We start from the raw sequence: 20,143 nt of genomic DNA, 5'->3' as shown, positions 1-20,143 counted from the left end.
ATTACTCCTCAGCCATCGATGAAGTGGTGTTCTTTCTGGAGACATCCACAATAAAATTACTGTCAAGTATGTTTCTGCCTATGAGCACCGGGAAGTCCAACTGGCTGCGGTCGGCAAGAGTAAACTCTTCGGTAAGGGTTTTATTACCCAGGCGAACCTTGAGGCGAATAACCGGTCGCCGATGGGATTCGGCATCTATTCTCTTGATCAGGACAAATTTAATAATCCTGTTCTCCAATTCAGCCACTTCACCCGTGGTACGCTCCAGCAGGTGGTAGCGGACCCATTTTTTGCCGTCGCGTTCAAATTCAGTGTAGTCTTCCACATCAAGAGAAGAAGTTGTAGCTCCTGTATCTATCCTGGCCTGCTTTATCATCTTTGCCCGAACTATGGTGACAGGTTCGATCTCTCCGATTATCTCAGTCGCAGGTCTGGCAATCACGCTCGTATTTCTGCCAGTGACAGCTTCGGGATTGATGATGATTTTTGCCGGTTCATCGATGATAGGCTCTTGAGGGCTGAGGTCGGGTGCGGGCAGCACTTCTTCAATAACGGATGGTTCAGTTGGTGGTTCATTAATGGTCCCTTGCTTGTTCGGAGCGGAGCAGGCCGCCAGAAATAAAATAAATAAACAATTGAGTAAGGTGGCAAATAGATTACAGGTCCGAGACTTCATGTTTTCTGTTGTGGTTGATTTTCGGTTGTTTTATTGGTCGGAAGGGCAGGCGCTCAAGAGTGAAACGGCAAACCGGACATTGGAACTGATTTGTATTATTAAACAACTGAGATGAGAACACAAGGGTGGCGGGTAACAAATTGTGTACAAATCCATGGTTGGAAGGCCTGGGCTAACACCAGGGGCAAACATTGCGGTAACGGAGAGGTTGTCGATAATGGCGTAAATGATCATCGGGTTACCGGGAGGGATGAGAACAGCGAGGTTGCTAAGAGGCTACCAGGCATTCTGTCAACGAGGCTTTTCACAGCCTTGAGATCTTCCCTGTACTTGCTGATGAATTTTTCAACGATGCGGATGTTGATCAGCAGGAAGCAGGCATGAATAACAATTTCGACGTGGGCTATAACTACCAAGAGGGTTGGAGAGATCTCAGTAAATTCCGAAGCGATCAGATGGGTGTCGTAGCATGCCCAAACCCAAGCCAGAAAGAAATTGATGCCGATCCATGAGGTGGAGCGAGAAAGCTCCTCTGTGAAGGCAAAGGACGTGCTGAAAAAGGCTCTGGTTATAATCTGAACTACAAGGCACATGATCATTATGGTCAGCAGAGACATGCAGGCATATTTTTCGAAATTTCGATAGAAATCTTTCTGATTACCCCCACAATTTTGCCCAATGCTCAGCAACTCGTCCGGGAGCCAGATTGATTGTAACGGAAGTGCAGGGAGGACTGATCTTTTTTCACGTAGCCCAGTGAAAACAAATCTGTTTCCGGGCTTAAAAAAGAAAAATTAAATCAGTCCTCTTGCCACAACTTGGATTGCAGTGCTGAGTTTCAAGGGTAATTTGATAATTATTTCATAGCTATTAGTATGTAAAAAATGCAATCCGGTCTTTTGGGAAGATTACGGCGTATTCATGATTTCCAGCGCGCGGTCGATATTTTCTTTTCCCCCAACTGCTCTGTAAAACCTGGGCCAGAGGGTTCGGGCACGTGCTTTCCACTCATGCTCATCACTGAGGCGGGTGATTTGCATGCCGTTGTCCAGACATTCCTGAAGTGCCAGCCGGTTTTGCTCGTCAGCCCATTGCCACTGGTGGGCAACTGCTTTGCGGGCGGCACGATCAATCAGGGCCTTCAAGTTGGGCTCAAGGTTCTGGTACCAGCGCTCGGAAACCAGCAGCGGACCAACCCACAGCATATGGTGTAGGTCGGTGACGTATTTTTGAACTTCCCAGAGTTTCTGGTCACGATTGACGGAGTGAGGATTTACCTGCCCGTCAACAACGCCCTGTTCCAGGGCATTGACGGTCTCGGACCATGCGAGAGGATGTGGCTCTACTTCCCAGGAGCGGAACAATTCGAGTTGAATCGGCGCCTCCGGGACCCTGATTTTCAGACCCTGAAGATCAGCAATTCGGGTAATCGGTTTTTTGGAATTTGTCAGTGACCTGTAGTCGCTGATCATCCAGCCAAGAGGTCGGGTGAGACTTTCAGCAGCCACCCGATCGCCGAGCTCCGTTATGAAGTTGTTATTCTCAAAAAGCGTATATGCCTTCTCAATTTCAGGGAAAAGATAGGGCAGTACAGTTATGGTTGCAGAAGGTGCAAATGGGGCAAGGTCACTGGTGGCAACCGCTGCGACCTGGAGTTCTCCGGTGCGAAGCTGTTTGACATTGTCGAGCTCGTCCCCCTTGGAACCGCCGGTAAACAGGGTTACGGTTACATTGCCTTTGGACTCATGTTCCAGGATTTCGGCAAATTTCTCAAGTGCCGTGACATGGACTGAACCAGCATGATTGGCAGTCGCTGCCATAATCCGTGTTTGAGGATATTCAATATCGGCAGCATGAATGGTCTGAAAGGAAAGCATCAGACAGACAAAAGCTGTAACGAGAATTGTTCGCACATTTATACAACTCGATATCATCGGACCTCCGTTAACTTCACGATTCTCCAGGCGCCTTCTCCTTGGCTACATGGAGACCTGTCTCATAAGCGGTATTGGCATAGATGAGTGTTCTTTCATCGTCTGAAATGCAGATAGCTTCATATATGGCCTTAAAATTGAGCATACGCAGCGTTGGATCATAGGAAAACTTCTGGGAACTGCTGTGCCGGCCTGCAAGGTGGATGTGCGGTTATTTATCGCGTGATGAATGGATTGTGGGGGCATACATGGGACGGCGGCTACGTTCTGTCAAACTGCTAAAGTTTCTCCCCGAACGGCTTCCTATTCTAGCTTTGGCTGCGAAAAGTGCAACAGTATCGTCCTTTCCGTCACCGTGAGAATAATAGTAACATCGATTTTCTGAATTTTTTATGTCGTGAAATGAAGTGATTAATCTATTTTTATGCCAGGTGTTTTTTTTTATTGCTGCTATGGATATGCTGAATAAACCGCCATAACAGTGCAGTTCTGACCTGCTGGGGCAGTTCCATGTGGTCGATTCGGTATCAACTTGTATCGACTGCTGGTTGGGCAGTTGTCGTTTGAGCAACCTTTAGAACACCTTTTTTGTTGCAGAAGATTGCAACGTGTTGCTTTGGCGATCGGTTGATGACAAATCCTGAGCGATATCGGGAATTGAGTTGTCGATCTTTTGCAGGGAAATGTGTAATATTTGATTCCATCCTGAAGTTGTAAACCTTTGAGCCGGTCTGAACAGACGGCGCATTCCCGATGAAGAATAATGCTTGAGTTGTTCAATATTTGTTGGAATTCAACAATTCAAAGAGGTTTTATATGTCATTTGCAGTGCTGGTTATTGATGTTCAGAGTGGCCTGTTTGATCCGGAACCGAGACCATTTGAGGCTGATGTTGTGGTAAAAAACATTAACAGAGTTACTGCTGCTGCACGATTAGTCGGTAAGCCCGTTATTTTCATACAGCATGAAAAGGCTGGTACCGTGCTGGAGTCTGGAACTGATGGTTGGAAACTTCAGGCCAATCTGGAGATTGGTGATACCGATCACTACGTTCGGAAAACAACACCGGACTCATTCCAGGGCACAGATTTGCAACAGCTTCTGGCCGATTATGGTGTCGAGAGCCTGATGGTTTGCGGGTATGCATCTGAGTTTTGTGTCGATACCACCGTCCGACGTGCTGCCGCTCTGGGTTTTTCGGTGCACATTGTAAAGGATGCACACACAACCCACGATAAAGAGCATATGGAAGCAGCCCGGATACGGGAACATCACAACAAAACGTTATGTAATATTCGAAGTTTTGGCCCTGAGATCAGAACTGTTTCAAGTGATGGGATTAGTTTCTCCTGATCTGGGTGAGAATAACTTAACGACATACTTCTGAAATAATTTCTGCTGCATTTCATTTAGGCTAAAGGTGGTGTGAGTTAATGAATCACGTACTGAACTGTACCGGGCATGAAATGAAAATGGATAATATCGTCAGGGCTGATGGAGTCTATCTCTTTGATGAAAATGGCAGACGGTACATGGACCTTGAGTCTGGTGTCTGGTGTATTTCTGTCGGCCACGGTAACAGGAAAATTATCGAAGCGGCAAAAGACCAGCTTGATTCGATCATGCACGCGGGGTTTTGTTACACCAGCAGTGTGATCGGAAAATCAGCCGGAAAACTACTTGACACTTGTGGCCTGGAAGATGGAAAATGTCTTTTTCTCTGTTCGGGGAGTGAGGCCATAGAAGTGGCACGGCAGGTTGCGCGTCACCTGACCGGCAGGAAAGTATCGATGACCTTCCACGACGCCTATCTTGGTGCATACAGCTCCGCCACAGATCGAAGCCGGGACTGGTACCTGTTTGACTGGAGTTATTGCCGGCAGTGCAAAAAAAACGACACATGCGATACTGACTGTCCGTCACTTGGTGATATACCGGTTGAGGTTTCGGATTTTATTTTCGAGCCGGGCAGTTCCTCCGGTTTTGTCCGCTTTCCTCCTGAACCGCTGGTGCGGAATATAGTAGATAAAGTGCGGCAGAATGGGGGACGGATAATCGTCAATGAGGTGACGACCGGGGTAGGCCGTACCGGCCGCTGGTATGGTTACCAGCATTACAAGCTGGTGCCGGATATGATTGCGCTTGGTAAGGGGATAGGGAACGGTTATCCAGTTAGTGCTGCTCTGTTCAGTGGCGAAGTGGCACGGGAGTTGACCCGAAAGCCTTTTAAGTACTCGCAGTCACATAGAATGACCCGCTTGGTGCTGCTATTGCCGGCCAGGTTGTGGCTGAGATTACAGAACGTGATCTTATTGCCGAAGCAGAGAAAAAAGGATTCCTGTTCCTTGCGCAGTTACAATCACTTGTCGATGGACAGATTGTACGGGCTGTTCGTGGAAGGGGTTTGATGTTTGCTATTGATCTGGTTGATGAAGGTCTGGCAGACAAAATTTACAACAGTCTTATAGTCAAGGGGTATATCATCGGTAATCGAGGTTCTACATTACGGATTGATCCGCCGCTTATAGTCAATGAGGCACAATTATCTGAATTTATTGATGAGTTCGGAAAAATCATAACACTAATAAAGAGCGCAGGCAGAAGTTGATGGTCGATTTTCCGGAGCCCTCATCCTCCGCAGGCGCATGAGGTGAGAGCATGAAAATGAAATTTTTTTTATTGACGAGTATATTAGCTTTGTTATTATCAACGTCTGCGCTTCACGCGGCGGACAACATGAAAGCCTTTCCCGAGGCTGAAGAAGGGCTGGTCCGCTATGTTTTGAACCTTCCCGCACAAGAAAATGAATCCCACTACCGCGTGGAGCTTATTGTAGGCAAAACCGTCCAAGTAGATACCCAGAATAAATACTTTTTTGGTGGTAAAATAGAGAGCGAGACCATTCAGGGGTGGGGTTATACCCGTTACCTGGTCAAAGAGTTCGGGCCGATGGCCGGTACGCTGATGGCTGTTGATCCGAACGCAGAAAAAACAGAGCGTTTTATTCCTATCGGTGGTGAACCGTTCATGATTCGCTACAACAGTCGTCTGCCAGTGGTAATTTATGTCCCTGAGGGTGTTGAAGTACGCTACCGGTACTGGGTTGCAGGTCCTGCTGCGGACGTGAATAACGGGTAATAGACGTTTTTTGCTAGCGTTGAAACAAATCAGTATAATGCACTTGTGGAGTCCTGTATTAGCTGCGGGTGCATTCCTGTCGTATTGTAATCCTGAACTCTAGGCTGTTTTCACAGAATTTTATCCAGGTAACAGCAGCGTATTAGGCGCATTACTTTCGCCCGCAGCAGATTCTCTCTGCTGTCGTTCTGCAGGCTAGTAGTTTCAGTCTCCTAATCATCCAATTACACTCGGGAAATGCTTTGAAGAAAAAAATTCTTGTTGCCAATCGAGGGGAAATTGCCATTCGACTGATTCGTGCGATCCAGGAGTTGGACTGCACCGCTGTCGCGGTATTTGAAAAACCTGATGAACGTTCCAGGCATATCCGTCTGGCTGATGAAGCTGTGCTGCTGGGAGATGGTCCCAGAAAAGATTATCTCGATATTGCCAAGGTGATCCAGGCAGCCAAGAGGACAGGAGCTGATGCGATTCATCCAGGCTATGGCTTTCTTGCGGAAAACCCGGAATTTGCCAAAGCCTGTGAAGCAGAGGGTATTGTCTTTATTGGTCCGTCATCGAAAGTGATTTCCGATCTGGGCAATAAAGTCATTGCCCGTCAGATCATGGCTGATGCCGGCATTCCGATGGTTCCCGGTACTGAAAACCTCTCCCATGGTGATGCCGGTGTCCAGGAGGCGAAGGCGTTTGGAACCAGGTATGGGTATCCGGTTATGCTGAAGGCGACATCCGGCGGTGGCGGCAGGGGAATCCGGCTGATTGAAAATGAGTTCCAGTTAATTGAGCAGATTCCTGTGGCGCGTTCTGAAGCGCTGGCTGCGTTCAATGACGACTCAGTTTATCTTGAGAAGGTTGTGATTAATCCGAAGCATGTCGAGGTTCAGATCCTGGCCGATAAGGCTGGTAAGACTTTGCACCTTGGCACCCGCGACTGTTCTATCCAGCGTCGTAACCAGAAGCTGATCGAAATTGCTCCCTCACGTGTGGGCAACCCTGAGTTGCTTGAAAAGATCTGCCAGACTGCTGTCAAAGCTGCCAAAGCTGCAAACTACCTCAACGCTGGTACCGTTGAGTTTCTGATCGACAAGGATTTCAACTACTATTTCATGGAGATCAATACCCGAATCCAGGTTGAGCATACTGTAACCGAGATGGTTACTGGTATTGATATAGTAAGGAACCAGATAAAGCTTGCTTTTGGCTACGAACTCTCTTTCGGGCAGGAAGATGTGCAGATTCGCGGCCATGCCATCGAGGTGCGCATCAACGCCGAAGATCCGAAAAACAACTTTATGCCTGAGGGCGGCAAGAAAGTGAGCGTCTACCGTTCCACAGGTGGATTCGGGGTTCGCCTCGACGGTTTTGTCTATCAGGGCTATGAAATTCCAGAGGTTTACGATTCACTGCTGGTGAAGATGACAGTGCATGGTTTCACCTGGGATGAAACCGTTGAGCGTATGAAGCGTTGTCTCAAAAACTTTGCCATTGTCGGACCGAAGACCACCATTCCGTTTTACTTGAATGTTGTTGATGAACCGGATTTCATAAAGGGAGACTTCAATACCTCATATCTCGATACCCACCCGCATCTTTTCCACTATGAAGAAGAGGTGGGGGAAGCCGGCAAGCTCGCCAAACTGATCGCAGAGATTCATCACCGTGGTGAGAATCCGTTTGCATCGTAATTTTCCGTATCTTGATTTCGCTGATCATTAAAAAACGTGAGGATTTAAAATAATCATGGAAAGAATTATTCAGGGAACATCGGCGGGCGAGGTGCTGAAAAAACTTCGTGCGGCCAAGAGCTATTACATAACCAATACCGCCCGTGACATCTCTCAGTCCGATTTCAAAAATCGCATTCTCCTGCACACCGATTTACTGGCGGCGGAGCAGCGGGATAAGGCGGGATATTATTCACTGGAAATCACCGGTGGCGCTTCCGTCCATGTGGATATGCTTAAAAAACAGGTAAATCCATTTACCAAGCTGGAGCTGTTGCGGGAGAAGATGCCGAACACTATGTTTCAGACCCTTTGTCGGGGTGTGAACCTCTTTGGTTATCGGCCATATCCACAGAATGTAATTCGTTTTACTGTGCGGGAATTTGCCAAGTACGTGGATGTCTGGCGCGTGTTTGACTTCCTCAACCACGTACCCAATATGCAGGCAGTGCTGGAAGAGGTTGCTCTTGCAGGTAAAATCAGTGAGCCGTGTTTGTGTTTTTCGACCGGTGATGAGCATACCAATGCATTTTACCTGAATAAAGTACAGGAAATACTGGATGTTACCGGGCCGGAGGCAGTGCTCTGTATCAAGAATCATGGTGGTCTTGGCACCCCAAGAAGGATCGGAGAGCTGGTGGATGCGATCAAACAGCGTTTTCCTGATCTGGTTCTGCATTATCACGGTCACAATACCGATGGTAATGATGTGGGACGAATTGCCGAGGCGGTGATTAAAGGTGTGACCATTATCGATGCGGCCGACGCAGCTTTTACCGGTTTTTACGGCCCGCCACCGGTACTGACAGTTATTCAGGTGTTGAAAGAGCATGGCTTTGATCCTGTAGGTATTGATGAAGAGGCGGTGATTGCCACCTCTGATATCATCCGTGACGAGCGTCAGCATTATCAGCAGTTTGAATCTCAGATCAAAGGTTTTCAGCCGACAGTGCAGATCCATAAACTGCCTGGTGGTGCCATGGGCTCAAGCCTCGAGCAGGCTGTGAAGGGTGGATTCCTGAAAGAGATGCCTGAGATACTGCATAAGGAGCTGCCCAGAGTTCAAAAAGATCTCGGCAATTTCTGGTCGGTTACTCCGGGTTCCCAGATTCTCTGGACCACTGCGGTATCCAACGTGCTTGGCGGAGAGCGTTACGGCAATCCATCCGGCGACCTGAAGAACCTGCTGCTCGGCAAGTATGGTCCGTTTCCTTTCTACCAGCCGGCAGAGTGGATTTACGAGAAGGTCCTTGGTGAAGATTGGAAAGAGCAGCTCGCCAGTGAAGGTGGTGTGGATACAATTGCCGACATCGATCTTGCCGAGGAGAAGGCGGCTCTGCATGAAAAAATTGGCAAAGAACCCACTGATCGGCAGCTGGTACTCTATCTGCAGCATCCCGTCGACGCGGTGGATTTTTTCAAGTTTGAAGAAGAGTACGGCATGGCCTATGTGCTGCCGCCATCTATCTTTTACCGTCAGGGTGGTTTTGAAGTTGGTGACACCCTTTACTTTACTGACCTGGTAGGTAAAGAGCACATCGTTGAGATTGGTCCATCCCCAACGGTGGATACCGGGGAGACTGCGGTCTATATGAACGTTGACCATCATCCTATGGTGTATACCTTCCAGCCTGAGCGAAACGGTAGCGAAGCTGCAGCCCGCATACAGCTCAGCAAAGAGGAGATCATGGATCTGGCCATGGCGGGTGATGTGCGCGCTGGATTTGCCGGCAACCTTGTTGAGGTTACTGTCGCTGAGGGTGATCAGGTGAAACGTGGAGACAAGGTCGCCATCATGGAGGCGATGAAGATGCAGACTCCTCTGGTCAGCGAAATCGACGGTATCGTTACCGTCATTACCGCCAAGAACGGGGCGGCATTGCAGCCTGGCGACAAGATCCTGAAGATCGATTTTGACGAGTAAGGTATGTAGATTTATAGATCTATCGATCTGATACGATTGTTCTGTTACCCATTGACCCCAAAAGGCCTGAAAGAATTGAATTTCTTTCAGGCCTTTTTTGGTACTTTCAGTATCCTGGTGTATTGTTTCCCTTAGCTTTGTACTAATAAAAATATACACTAACGCTCAGCTCTAAAGAGTGGGGAGTAACAACATAAAGATGAAATGATCCTGCTATAAAAGAGTGGACACTCAGATAAGCCAATATTAAAGAGATTGGCAGGAGGAAGATATGAGTGTTCAAAGAAGAAGATACGATCCAGATTTCAAGCGCAATGCAGTTCAGCTGACCGATGATCCCGGCAGGTCAGTGCAAGATGTAGCCGACAGTCTCGGTATCTCTAAAGACCTTCTCTACAAGTGGAGGCGTGAGTTTCGAGCCAAAGAAGAACTAGCTTTCCCTGGGAACGGTCGTGAGGCTCTGACTGAGCAGGAAAAGAAAATCAGGGACCTGGAGAAAAAGCTCAAGGATGCCGAGATGGAACGAGATATCCTAAAAAAAGCTGTGGCCATCTTCAGCAGAGCACCGAAATGAAATATAGATTTATTGAAAAGAACCGCTCAGCATTTCCGGTGAAGAAGATGTGCCAGGCTTTAGAAGTTACCCCGAGTGGTTTCTATCGTTGGGAGAAAGCTCCTATCTCCAAGCGAAAACGAGAAAATATACGGATTAAAGAGCGCGTGAAGGAGATCTTTAGCGTTCATAAAGGCATGGTCGGCAGCCCGCTTGTTACCGCTGACTTGCGAGATGAGCGTGAATTTTCCAGCGTTAGTCGGCCTCGCGTTGCGCGATTAATGAAAGAAATGGGGTTGAGGTGCAAAACAACAAAGAAATTCGTAGTAACAACCGATTCAAAACATAAGCAACCTGTAGCGCCGAATCTGCTTGATCGTAATTTCTCAGTTTCAGCACCGAACACCACCTGGGTGAGCGATATCACCTACATCAAGGTCGGTGCAAAATGGCATTATCTCACAGTGTTTATTGATCTATTTTCTCGCGCGATTGTTGGCTGGGATCTGAGCGAATCCCTGGAGAGTAAATCTGCAATATATGCACTTAAAAAAGCAATAATGAGGCGCAGGCCTGCACCAGGTTTGATGATCCATAGTGATCGTGGCATTCAGTATGCAAGTTCCAGTTTCAGAGCTGTACTAACACAGAATGGATATATTCAAAGCATGAGTCGCAAGGGAAATTGTTGGGATAATGCAGTCGCTGAATCCTTCTTTGCCTCTTTGAAGACACAGCTGACTCATCATGTGAAATTTCGCGACAAATTGGAAGCCGAGCATTCACTGTTCAACTATATAGAGGTCTATTTTAATCGTCAGAGGAAGCACTCGACGAACGGTTACAAAGCACCAGCTCTTTTTGAGCAGGAGTGGTGGGATAGGGACAAAACGGCTTAACTAGGGTTCCACTTTATTGTTGCAAGATCACCTCTGTCTGCTGAGCATTTTGACCAAAGAGTTGAAACTCCCATTGCTTGCAAGTCCCTTAAGCCTGATGGTTGGTCTTCATGCTCACAAAATATCCTCATAAAAAGCACACCAAGTTTGGTGTGTGCCGGTTTTTTTGAAAAAATCATACTTGAAACAAGAGCCTATTGACCAGGAACTGTCATATCCGAGTTAAATATGAAGCTACTGGGGATATGCCTAATTGAAGCAACCTATCATCCAAATGGTGCATTCGTTTGGTGTGTCTGCTATTATTGAGAAGTTTAAGTAGGTCACATAACCAGAATGAAACACTGATGATATAAGCCTATAAATACAGTTTATCAGCAAGAGGCACTGCTTGTGTGCTTACACTGGATGAGGAGTCAGAAGTTGATGCCGGAGTGGGTTGCGGAGGGAGTATTATGAAAATGATACTAAGACGGATACGGCATTACGTTTTCACATGTTCTAACACCTCGTATCGAAAACTCTTGTTTTCAAGGCTTTTCGACAGCAGGTATTATCTGGCCAGCAATCCTGATCTCAAAGCTCGGCGATGGGATCTGATGTGGCACTATTTTGACCATGGTTGGCGTGAAAGAAGAAGGCCAAGTCTTTTTTTTGACAGTCATTGCTATTGTAGAAAGTATTTAGACGGCGCCGAAGAACAGGTCAACCCTCTCGTCGACTATCTCGAAACTGGATGGAGGGAAGGCAAAAATCCCAACAACTACTTTGATAGCAATTTCTATATTGAACGGTATGGGAGAGCTATCAAGGGGAATATCAACCCCTTGACCCACTATCTGAAGATCGGGTGGAAACGTGATTTTCTTCCTTCTCCTCTATTTTTGGAGCGAAAGTTCGAACGAAAGTATTTCTATCTAAGAAGTAAAGGGTTCAATCCAATTTCCTACTTTCTTGAGCAGGAAGATCAAAAGAGAAACAGTCCTCCGGATTACTTTGACGCAGATTGTTACCATGATCGACATCCGTTTTTGCCGAAACAGAAGAAACTTCTTTGGCAGCATTACATTGTCCGCGGGTTACCGGATGGAAAAAGCCCTCTTCCTGTATTTGACTCACGCTATTACCAGGAGCAGAACCCCGATTGTAAAAAATCTCTGTCTGAGCCTTTTCAGCATTATCAGAAAAAAGAAAAACTTGATTACAGACGTCCCTCACCGTTTTTTGACCCTGAATTTTACAGGGCCGCTATCTGTCGCAGGCAGGAGCAGCACAAAAGTCTATTGGAACACTACTTGAAAAAAGGTGTTTTCGAGTTCAAGTATACCGATCAGCGTGTGGCAGATCTTGAATGTAAGCCTCTTATTAGTATTATCCTGCCTGTCTATAATCCCACTCAGGAACAGCTCAACCTCTGCATCCGTTCTGTCCTTTATCAGGCGTACCCGCACTGGCAACTGTGTATTTGTGACGACCGCAGTACAGAAGAACACGTTCAGCAGACCCTGGTGGATTGGGCACGTTTGGATGGAAGGATAACTGTGGTCTGTCACCTGAAAAACAGAGGGATCGCAGAGACGACCAATACTGCAGCGAGTATGGCATCAGGAGATTATATTGGTTTCTTAGATAATGATGACGAATTGAGAAGAGATTGTCTTTATCACGTTGTCAAGGCGATATCCAATACGGGCGGAGATGTTCTCTATACGGATGAAAACCTTGTGAATGAGTCAGGTGATCACCTATCTGCTTTTTATAAGCCCGGCTATAACAGGGAGTTGCTTTTAGGGCATAATTATATAACCCATTTTCTGGTGATTCAGCGTGGTCTTTTTGAACTGTGTGGTGGCTGTGACAAGGCAATGGATGGAGCACAGGATTTTGACCTTGCCTTAAAAGTTACTGAACAGGCAAAGCTTGTGGTGCACATTCCTGAGGTTGTCTATCACTGGCGGGTTTCTGATACATCGACAAATATTAATCACTGCCAAAAACCATATGCGGCAGAGGCCGGAAAGTTGGCAGTGCAAAGGGCTTTTTTGCGTTCAGGCATTGAAGCGAAGGTAGAGCATGCTGACTGGAACTTTTATTACCAACCGCGCAGAAAGCTTGTGGCTACTCCATCGGTCTCTATCATTTTATATCCTGAAGATGGAGTTCAGCATCCAGAAGATCGACTGGCAACTCTAGATCAAATTACCGATGGCTATGATAATGCCGAGCTACTCTTTACTTCTGGAGCATGTAACTCAAGATTAGGAGAACAATATCTGAAGATCGAGGCTGAATCAGATCGGTGTACATATCTCCCCAATCATGATTCCCCGGGAAAAGCTGAGCTACTCAATCGCGCAGCTAAACAAGCATCCGGCAAATATCTGATATTTTTATCAAGCAATGTTGCTCCGAAAGATACGAACTGGATTCAGCAGCTGTTGGAGTACGGACAAAACGAAGAAATCGGGTTGGTCACCGGCAGGCTCGAGTCTGCTGAATCCATGCTTGATATTTCACGGGTACCTGACGTACGTTCGGAATCTGTACTTTATTACTGGTGGTTTCTTCTAAACTGTTCGATTCATCTGAATGGATTGAACCTCGCCCAGGAAGTCACTGCAGTCCCGTTTGAGATGTGCCTGGTGAGAAAAGAAGTGTTTGAAAGGGCAGGAGGTTTTTCAGCTGCCAGCTTCCCGTACCTTTTCATGGGCATGGACTTGTCTTTTATCCTGCGTTCCAAAGGTCTTATTAACATATATACACCATATTGCAGGGCATTATGGGATTACCAGCCGCTGCTTCAATTAGAGCAAAAAATGCAGGTGGCGTGGCAGAGAGAACAAAAAATATTCCAGAAGTTGTGGGGAGAGATGCTTTACCAGGGAGATCCCTACTATCACCCAGGTTGTTATCGTGAAGAGGGTATCAGTGATGAAGATTTTTCCGCGTGGTGTACTGGAGTAAGCGAAAAATAGGTGATTTTTTCCATTTTTTTTATTTCCAGGATTCTTTACATCTCTTTTGCTGTTCCCATCAACAGTTACCTATGTAGATGATCGTCAGTTCTTTCTGCAATACCTGAAAATTCAGATAAATCTCGACGAATTTCACAGAAACCATTTCAGATCTAACACGTGGATGGTGTATTATTTCTTGTGTGAGATGAAGGCTGTTCCGGGAAGAAACTTTGTGTGTTGAACGCTATTCGTGGGCGAAAAGGAGGGAGTGCATGTTCAAAATTTCTCGACAAAGAATTCACGAGGTGGTGAACACTATTCTCTATATTGCGTTTTCCTGTATTTTTTTAATAACTTGTCTGGTAAAGCCTTTGCCTGCGACTGCAATTGCGGACGATAAAAATGGTAAGGTTGATGTAGAAAATGAGGTTACTGATAAGTCGGCTAAAAGATATCAACCGGCCGAGCCTAAGGAAAGTAAGAGTGGCAGTGGCAAAACCAAGTGGATAGTTCTTGGTGGAGCCGCAGCTATAGGTCTCGGAGCTCTGGCGATCGGTGCGGGCGGTAGCAGTAGCAGTGATGATGGTGGCGGGGGAGGAGGTACTTCAAGCCAGTCAGAATGCGAGGATGGTCTGATAGGCCCAAGTTTAGCAGGACAGTGGCAAGGGGTGCTCGATCTTAAAAATTATGGGTCACAATCGGTTTCCGCCACTATTACCCATTGCGGAGAACGCATAACTATTCGAACATCGACTACTTTACCATACGGACAGAACTTTACCGGCAGAGTGAGTTCCGGTGGTAGCATTATTTTAAAAGAAGGCGTGACCTACGAGATCTGGTCAACCCCTTTAGGACCAGCAACATCGAATAGTCTCAGGGTGTATGATTATGTAAATAATCAAACCCAGCTTGATGCTCTGAAATTAGCACGATAAATAAAATGATAGGATAACGATCATCTACTTATTGAGATGATCGTATATCTGTCTGGCGAGGTCGTTGCCGATTCCGTCGACCTGGGTCAGATCTTCAGGTGTGGCTTCGCGTATCCGTTTTAAGCTCCCAAAGTTCTTGAGAAGTGATTTTTTCCTCTCGTGACCAATACCGGGTATCTGGTCAAGCTCTGAAAGAAAACTCGTCTTATTCCTGATCCTGCGGTGAAAAGTGACTCCAAAGCGATGAGATTCATCTCGGATTCGCATCATGTAGAGCAAAACAGGGTTATGGGCTGGCAGTATTATTGGATTCTTCCTGCCGGGTTTATAGAGCTTTTCGCCTTCGTCTTCGCGTTCTTTGGCGATACCAATCCAATCGAGTTGGTCACGTATGCCAAGTTCGTCAGCAACAGCAAGGGCCATACTCAGCTGACCTTTACCACCATCCACAACAAAAAGATCCGGCAGATTCTCTTCCTCAATTCCTCGACTGAGCCTGCGTTGCAGGACTTCTCGCATCATGCCGTAGTCGTTCGGTCCGTCAATGGTCTTGATTGAATAGTGTCGAAAATTGGGTTTGGACGGCTCTCCCTGTTCATAGCAGACCAGCGAACCTACGGCAAGTTTTCCACTGGTATTTGAAATATCCAGGCATTCTACGCGTTCGGGCGAACGTTGCAGCTGAAGTTTTTGTTGAATCGTTCGGGCAAGGCTCTCCCAGGATTTTTCCTTTTTCTCTTTAGTGGCAAATACTTGATCACTGTTAGCCTGAGCCATATTGAGCAGCTTAACTCTGTCACCGCGTTGTGGAACAGACATCTGAATATTTGTCCCTCTCAGATCTGTCAGTTTTTCATTGATAAGCTGAAGATCATCGGGTTCAAAGGGCAGAAGGATCTCTTTGGGCAGATATGAATCCTGATCGTAAAAGAGATTGACTACCTGGGCGAGAATTCGACTATCTTCTCCGTAGGGTTCTTCAAGAAAGAAGTTCCGGCTACCACTTATCAGTCCGTCCCTGATAAAGAGGATGGCGACAGCTACAGCGGCACCTTTCCTGGTGAATCCAAAGACGTCTCGATTATTTTTCTGTTGGCTGGCTACGACTTGTTTTTCCAGGGTTCGGTTCAAAGCTTTAAGCTGGTCGCGTAATGATGCTGCCTCTTCAAAATTCAGTGCTTCTGCAGCAAACTCCATTTTTTCGGTCAGCTTTTTGATCAGATCTTTATTACGTCCCTCAAGCAGCATGATAACGTTTTCAACGTTTTGCTGGTAATGCCTGGCATCTGCGTAGCCCGCGCAAGGGGCAAGACATTTGCCCATTTGGTGATTGAGGCAAGGTCGTTTTCTGGGCCTCAAGGTGCCACCTTTACATTTTCTCAACGGAAAGAGTGAAGATATCAGCTTCAAAGTTGACCACATATCGGATGAAGAGCTGTACGGGCCAAAATATCGGGCTTTATCTTTTCTCCTCCTACGGGCCATCATGACGCGTGGCCACTCCTCGTCAGCAGTAACTTTGATAAAAGGGTAATTTTTATCGTCCCTGAGAATGATGTTGTATTTGGGTTTATGCTTTTTTATCAGTGAGGCTTCAAGGATCAGAGCTTCTTTCTCTGTTCTGGTAATGATGGTGTCGACCGAGGAAACGAACTTGAGCATAATGGTGGTCTTATTGTAATCAGAACCATTATGTCTGGCATATGATGCGAGACGTTTGAACAGATCCTTTGCCTTGCCGACGTAGAGCACAGCAGATTTGCTGTCGAGCATCAGGTAAACACCCGGTGAGTGAGGAACAGAGCTGAGAAAATCCTGGGGAAACATATTCTAAGTGTAATTTATCTCATTGGTGCTGCTATTTTTGCAGCGCACGTTTTTGAAATTCTGTCATGGCGGACCAGCTAAAGAGACAGCTACGCAAAGCCATCTAACCTAAAGATAGTAACTCATCGTAAGAGTCCCGTCATCTCAATCCTCAACCCTAAATGATAGAGTATCCTTTACAAGTTTATGTAATTGTTCTAGCTTATTGATAAATCATAACGTATCGGCTTATTCAGGTGCTTCCTCTTCAATTTTTTCAGCAAGGGGAGTGAAAAGGGAATACGGTGAGAATCCGTAACGTTGGGCCGGCGCTGTATGCGGGGACGATGGCTGCACAATGCCACTGTCATACCACTCTTTGTGAGAGGTGGGGCGGGAAGGCGCAGCCGGAGGATGATTCGCGAGTCAGAAGACCTGCCTGGATGAGATAACGACTTTATTGCTCAAGAAAAGTCCGTGTAGTGGCGTATGCCATTGCACGGACTTTTTTTATGCCCGCGAGCGATGTATACCGCAATGAATAACGTTAAGGAGCGGATATGAAAACCCAGTTGGAACTAGCGCGGGAAGGTATTGTAACCCCGCAGATGAAGCAGGCTGCACAAGATGAGGGCGTGGATGAAGCGGCAATTCGCCAAGGCCTGGCATATGGCCACATTGTCATGCCATGCAATCCGAATCGACCGGAGCAGAAGGTAGTTGCCATAGGCAAGGGCTTACGTACCAAGGTCAACGCCTCTATAGGGACTTCATCTGATATCGCCTCTGTTGATCTCGAGATAAAAAAGGCAAAAGCAGCGGAGGAAGAAAAAGCTGATACCCTTATGGAGCTTTCAACCGGCGGCGATCTTGATGCAATTCGAAGAGCAGTGCTTGCCGAGTGCAACCTGCCGGTCGGCAACGTGCCTCTCTACCAGGCATTTGCAGAAGCTGCTAAAAAATATCGTAACCCGAATAAACTCGACAGTGAGTTCCTTTTTGAACTGATAGAGCGTCAGTTGCAGGACGGTATCTCCTTTATGGCTATCCACTGTGGTATCAATCGATTCTCTATCGAACGACTCCGAAAACAGGGGTTCAGATATGGTGGGTTGGTATCGAAGGGAGGTACGTTTATGGTCTCCTGGATGGAATATCACCAGAAAGAAAACCCGTTATACGAACAGTTTGACAGAGTTTGCGCATTGATGAAGAAATATGATGCGGTATTGTCACTGGGCAACGGTATCAGAGCAGGAGCAATCCACGATAGCCATGACCGTGCTCAGATGGCCGAGATGATCATAAACTGTGAACTGGCAGAACTGGGGCGGGAGATGGGCTGTCAAATGATGGTTGAAGGTCCTGGCCATGTACCGCTAGACGAAATAGAGGGCAACATTATGCTCGAAAAAGCGATGAGCGGAGGTGCACCATACTATGTACTTGGTCCGCTGCCTGCTGATTCGGGCGCAGGGTATGATCATATTACCGCAGCCATTGGTGCGGCTAATTCGGCTCGACATGGTGCCGACCTGATCTGCTATATAACTCCTGCCGAACATCTGGCCTTACCGAATGAGCAGGATGTGCGCGAGGGCATCAGGGCCACTCGGCTCGCTGCACGCATTGGAGATATTGCAAAATACCCAGAACGAAGGGAACAGGAAAAACGAGTTGCCAAGGCCCGGCGGGATTCAGATTGGGAAGAGCATTTCAAGCTGTTGATGTTCCCGGAGCAGGCAGAAGAGATCCGTAGAAGCAGAACGCCGGAAAACGAGAAAACCTGTACAATGTGTGGAGATTTCTGCGCCATGGAGAGGGGCTACTCCCTCTTCAAGGATGATATTCGTGGAGATCGCTGCACCAGGAAGGTGGATGGCGAGGCCGAATAGGCTGCAGAGTGATTCTGTACAGGCCAGTCAGGTGTAGCTTGCCTGACTGGCTTCTGGTGGACTTTAGCTGGCAGCAGGAGCAGGAGCAGGAGCTTCCAGGGCTGCCGAGAAAAGTGTTTTGGTATATTCTTTTTCCGGTGCGGTAAAAACCTTATGAGCCGGCCCCGATTCGACCATTTGCCCGTTCTGCATAACCACAATATAATCTGAGATCGACCGGATAACCCGCAAATCGTGGGATATGAAAATGTAACTCATATTGTATCTCGACTGCAGGGTTTTCAGTAGCTCTATGATCTGGGCCTGGATGGTGACGTCAAGAGCAGAGGTGGGTTCATCCAGAATGAGTAGCCGTGGTTTTAATATGACTACCCGGGCAATGGCGATACGCTGGCGTTGGCCACCAGAAAATTCATGGGGATACCGATGGGCCATTTCCGGTTCGAGACCAACTTCTTCGAGCGCCTCGTAAACCCTGTTGATTCGATCTTCCCGATCGCTTTCGGGGAAATGTATAACAAGACCCTCCTCAAGTATCTGATATACGGTCAGGCGGGGGGAGAGGGAGGAATACGGGTCTTGAAAGACTATCTGAATGTCGCTACGCTTCGTTCGCATCTCCCTGTTTGACAGCTGTTGCAGATCAACTGCATCAAAATCTATTATGCCGGTGCTTTTGACAAGTTTCAGGATAGCCATGGCTAAGGTCGTTTTGCCGGAACCGGACTCTCCGACTATACCGCAGGTGGTTCCTTTATGCAGGGTGAAGGTGATTTTGTCTACTGCACGGATGATACGTTTTTTACGTTTAAAGAGATTAACCCAACCAACGTTGATGCTGAATGTACAGCTTAAATCGCGGGTTTCAAGGATTGGGGGACTAATGGGTTTTGGCCCTGGCTGGTCCGATGGTACCGATGAGAGAAGGTGCCTGGTGTATGGATGCTCGGGCTGAGTGAGAATCCGGCTGCATTTGCCTGACTCGACTATCCTGCCATCTTTCATTATCGCCAGTGTATCAGCGACTTTTTCTACCAGCGAGAGATCGTGAGTTATGAGCAGCACTGACATCTCAAATTCCCTCTGCAGATCCTTGATGAGAGCCAGAATTTGGGCCTGAACCGTTACATCGAGCGCAGTAGTAGGTTCATCGGCAATGAGCAGTTGTGGTCGGCAGGCAAGAGCCATGGCGATCATAATCCGTTGTCGCTGCCCCCCGGAGAGCTGATGAGGGTAGCTTCTCATCCGGGTCTCCGGGTCAGTTATGCCTGTCCTGCCGAGTAGCTGAATTGCCTCCCGCTCCGCATCTATCTGGTTCATACCCCTATGGAGCTGGAGCGGTTCAATCATCTGATTGCCAATGGTGTAAACCGGGTTGAGCGAGGTCATCGGTTCCTGGAAAATCATGGCAACCTTATTGCCTCGTATGGATCGTATTTCCGGCGGCGGAAGCTTGAGGATATTCGAATTCTCAAAGAGAATTGATCCTTGAGTGCGGATGGTGGAACTTTCTTCGAGCAGGCGTAAAACAGACAGAGCTGTAACGGATTTTCCGGAACCAGATTCCCCTACTAAGGCTAGGGTCTGATTTTTCGCTATCTGCAGATTGATGTCGTGCAGAAGCTGGGAATCTATCCGTTTACCATCGGATGTTTCGGTTCTGACCCAGAGATTGAAATGGGAAATGTCGAGTAGCACA

At 47.2% G+C, this 20,143-nt stretch carries 15 protein-coding genes, 1 pseudogene and 1 riboswitch; of the genes and pseudogenes, 10 read left to right on the top strand and 6 right to left on the bottom strand.

All coding sequences use genetic code 11. The features are described 5' to 3' along the window. Position 1: 1 nt before the first annotated feature. From ACN5NT_RS07525 to ACN5NT_RS07510, 4 genes are all read right to left on the bottom strand, one after another. Positions 2-676, bottom strand: a complete 675-nt coding sequence (locus ACN5NT_RS07525; RefSeq protein ID WP_419175000.1) for an ATP-dependent zinc protease — start codon at positions 674-676, stop codon at positions 2-4. Positions 677-906: 230 nt separating this feature from the next. Continuing rightward, the gene (locus ACN5NT_RS07520; RefSeq protein WP_419174999.1) at positions 907-1,275 is read right to left on the bottom strand and encodes a hypothetical protein; all 369 of its coding nucleotides are present in this window, start codon (positions 1,273-1,275) and stop codon (positions 907-909) included. Positions 1,276-1,584: 309 nt separating this feature from the next. Beyond that, positions 1,585-2,610 carry a TRAP transporter substrate-binding protein gene (locus tag ACN5NT_RS07515; protein ID WP_419174998.1) on the bottom strand — a complete coding sequence of 342 codons (1,026 nt, stop codon included), beginning with the start codon at positions 2,608-2,610 and terminating at the stop codon, positions 1,585-1,587. Positions 2,611-2,626: 16 nt separating this feature from the next. Continuing rightward, complete coding sequence (locus ACN5NT_RS07510; RefSeq protein ID WP_419174997.1) at positions 2,627-2,755, bottom strand: hypothetical protein; 129 nt, start codon at positions 2,753-2,755, stop codon at positions 2,627-2,629. Between the two features lie 671 nt (positions 2,756-3,426). Between ACN5NT_RS07510 and ACN5NT_RS07505 the strand changes: the two genes are divergently transcribed. From ACN5NT_RS07505 to ACN5NT_RS07465, 9 genes and pseudogenes are all read left to right on the top strand, one after another. Next, positions 3,427-3,963, top strand: a complete 537-nt coding sequence (locus ACN5NT_RS07505) for a cysteine hydrolase family protein (RefSeq protein ID WP_419174996.1) — start codon at positions 3,427-3,429, stop codon at positions 3,961-3,963. 80 nt (positions 3,964-4,043) lie between these two features. Further along, the gene (locus tag ACN5NT_RS07500) at positions 4,044-5,018 is read left to right on the top strand and encodes an aminotransferase class III-fold pyridoxal phosphate-dependent enzyme (protein ID WP_419174995.1); all 975 of its coding nucleotides are present in this window, start codon (positions 4,044-4,046) and stop codon (positions 5,016-5,018) included. Beyond that, a complete protein-coding gene (locus ACN5NT_RS07495) occupies positions 4,904-5,218 on the top strand; it encodes an aminotransferase class III-fold pyridoxal phosphate-dependent enzyme (protein WP_419175042.1) in 315 nt (104 codons plus the stop codon). Before ACN5NT_RS07500 ends, ACN5NT_RS07495 begins: the two co-directional genes overlap by 115 nt. A 56-nt stretch (positions 5,219-5,274) precedes the next feature. After that, entirely contained in the window at positions 5,275-5,748 is a 474-nt protein-coding gene (locus ACN5NT_RS07490; RefSeq protein WP_136796430.1) for an ecotin family protein, read from the top strand. Positions 5,749-5,990: 242 nt separating this feature from the next. Continuing rightward, positions 5,991-7,433, top strand: coding sequence for an acetyl-CoA carboxylase biotin carboxylase subunit (locus ACN5NT_RS07485; RefSeq protein WP_419174994.1), 1,443 nt, complete (start codon positions 5,991-5,993; stop codon positions 7,431-7,433). 55 nt (positions 7,434-7,488) lie between these two features. After that, on the top strand, positions 7,489-9,396 hold the full coding sequence (locus ACN5NT_RS07480) for a biotin/lipoyl-containing protein (RefSeq protein WP_136796289.1): 1,908 nt from the start codon (positions 7,489-7,491) through the stop codon (positions 9,394-9,396). Positions 9,397-9,667: 271 nt separating this feature from the next. Beyond that, positions 9,668-10,848: pseudogene (locus ACN5NT_RS07475) on the top strand (IS3 family transposase). Positions 10,849-11,303: 455 nt separating this feature from the next. Next, positions 11,304-13,823: a glycosyltransferase gene (locus ACN5NT_RS07470; RefSeq protein WP_419174993.1), complete on the top strand. Its 2,520-nt coding sequence runs from the start codon at positions 11,304-11,306 to the stop codon at positions 13,821-13,823. A 254-nt stretch (positions 13,824-14,077) separates the two neighbouring features. Beyond that, a complete protein-coding gene (locus ACN5NT_RS07465) occupies positions 14,078-14,743 on the top strand; it encodes a hypothetical protein (protein ID WP_419174992.1) in 666 nt (221 codons plus the stop codon). A 24-nt stretch (positions 14,744-14,767) separates the two neighbouring features. On the opposite strand, the gene uvrC is transcribed toward ACN5NT_RS07465, so the two are convergent. Further along, on the bottom strand, positions 14,768-16,570 hold the full coding sequence (gene uvrC / locus ACN5NT_RS07460; RefSeq protein ID WP_419174991.1) for an excinuclease ABC subunit UvrC: 1,803 nt from the start codon (positions 16,568-16,570) through the stop codon (positions 14,768-14,770). Positions 16,571-16,787: 217 nt separating this feature from the next. Further along, a riboswitch (cobalamin riboswitch) is annotated at positions 16,788-17,007 on the top strand. A 102-nt stretch (positions 17,008-17,109) separates the two neighbouring features. Here uvrC and thiC point away from each other — a divergent pair. Next, positions 17,110-18,444, top strand: a complete 1,335-nt coding sequence (gene thiC / locus ACN5NT_RS07455) for a phosphomethylpyrimidine synthase ThiC (RefSeq protein ID WP_136799192.1) — start codon at positions 17,110-17,112, stop codon at positions 18,442-18,444. Between the two features lie 63 nt (positions 18,445-18,507). Here the strand turns inward: thiC and ACN5NT_RS07450 are convergent, their stop codons facing one another. Then, on the bottom strand, positions 18,508-20,142 hold the full coding sequence (locus ACN5NT_RS07450) for an ABC transporter ATP-binding protein (RefSeq protein ID WP_419174990.1): 1,635 nt from the start codon (positions 20,140-20,142) through the stop codon (positions 18,508-18,510). Between the last annotated feature and the right edge of the window lies 1 nt (position 20,143).

The sequence above is a fragment of the Desulfosediminicola sp. genome (assembly GCF_048381775.1).
Lineage (GTDB): Bacteria > Desulfobacterota > Desulfobulbia > Desulfobulbales > Desulfocapsaceae > Desulfopila > Desulfopila ganghwensis.
This window is presented reverse-complemented; position numbering and strand designations above follow the sequence as displayed.

Coding starts and splice junctions, on each gene's coding strand:
- ACN5NT_RS07480 (WP_136796289.1), top strand. CDS start 7,489: ATGGAAAGAATTATTCAGGGAACATCGGCGGGCGAGGTGCTGAAAAAA.
- ACN5NT_RS07520 (WP_419174999.1), bottom strand. CDS start 1,275: ATGATCATGTGCCTTGTAGTTCAGATTATAACCAGAGCCTTTTTCAGC.
- ACN5NT_RS07510 (WP_419174997.1), bottom strand. CDS start 2,755: ATGCTCAATTTTAAGGCCATATATGAAGCTATCTGCATTTCAGACGAT.
- thiC (WP_136799192.1), top strand. CDS start 17,110: ATGAAAACCCAGTTGGAACTAGCGCGGGAAGGTATTGTAACCCCGCAG.
- ACN5NT_RS07515 (WP_419174998.1), bottom strand. CDS start 2,610: ATGATATCGAGTTGTATAAATGTGCGAACAATTCTCGTTACAGCTTTT.
- ACN5NT_RS07470 (WP_419174993.1), top strand. CDS start 11,304: ATGAAAATGATACTAAGACGGATACGGCATTACGTTTTCACATGTTCT.
- ACN5NT_RS07490 (WP_136796430.1), top strand. CDS start 5,275: ATGAAATTTTTTTTATTGACGAGTATATTAGCTTTGTTATTATCAACG.
- ACN5NT_RS07500 (WP_419174995.1), top strand. CDS start 4,044: ATGAATCACGTACTGAACTGTACCGGGCATGAAATGAAAATGGATAAT.
- ACN5NT_RS07505 (WP_419174996.1), top strand. CDS start 3,427: ATGTCATTTGCAGTGCTGGTTATTGATGTTCAGAGTGGCCTGTTTGAT.
- ACN5NT_RS07465 (WP_419174992.1), top strand. CDS start 14,078: ATGTTCAAAATTTCTCGACAAAGAATTCACGAGGTGGTGAACACTATT.
- ACN5NT_RS07525 (WP_419175000.1), bottom strand. CDS start 676: ATGAAGTCTCGGACCTGTAATCTATTTGCCACCTTACTCAATTGTTTA.
- uvrC (WP_419174991.1), bottom strand. CDS start 16,570: ATGTTTCCCCAGGATTTTCTCAGCTCTGTTCCTCACTCACCGGGTGTT.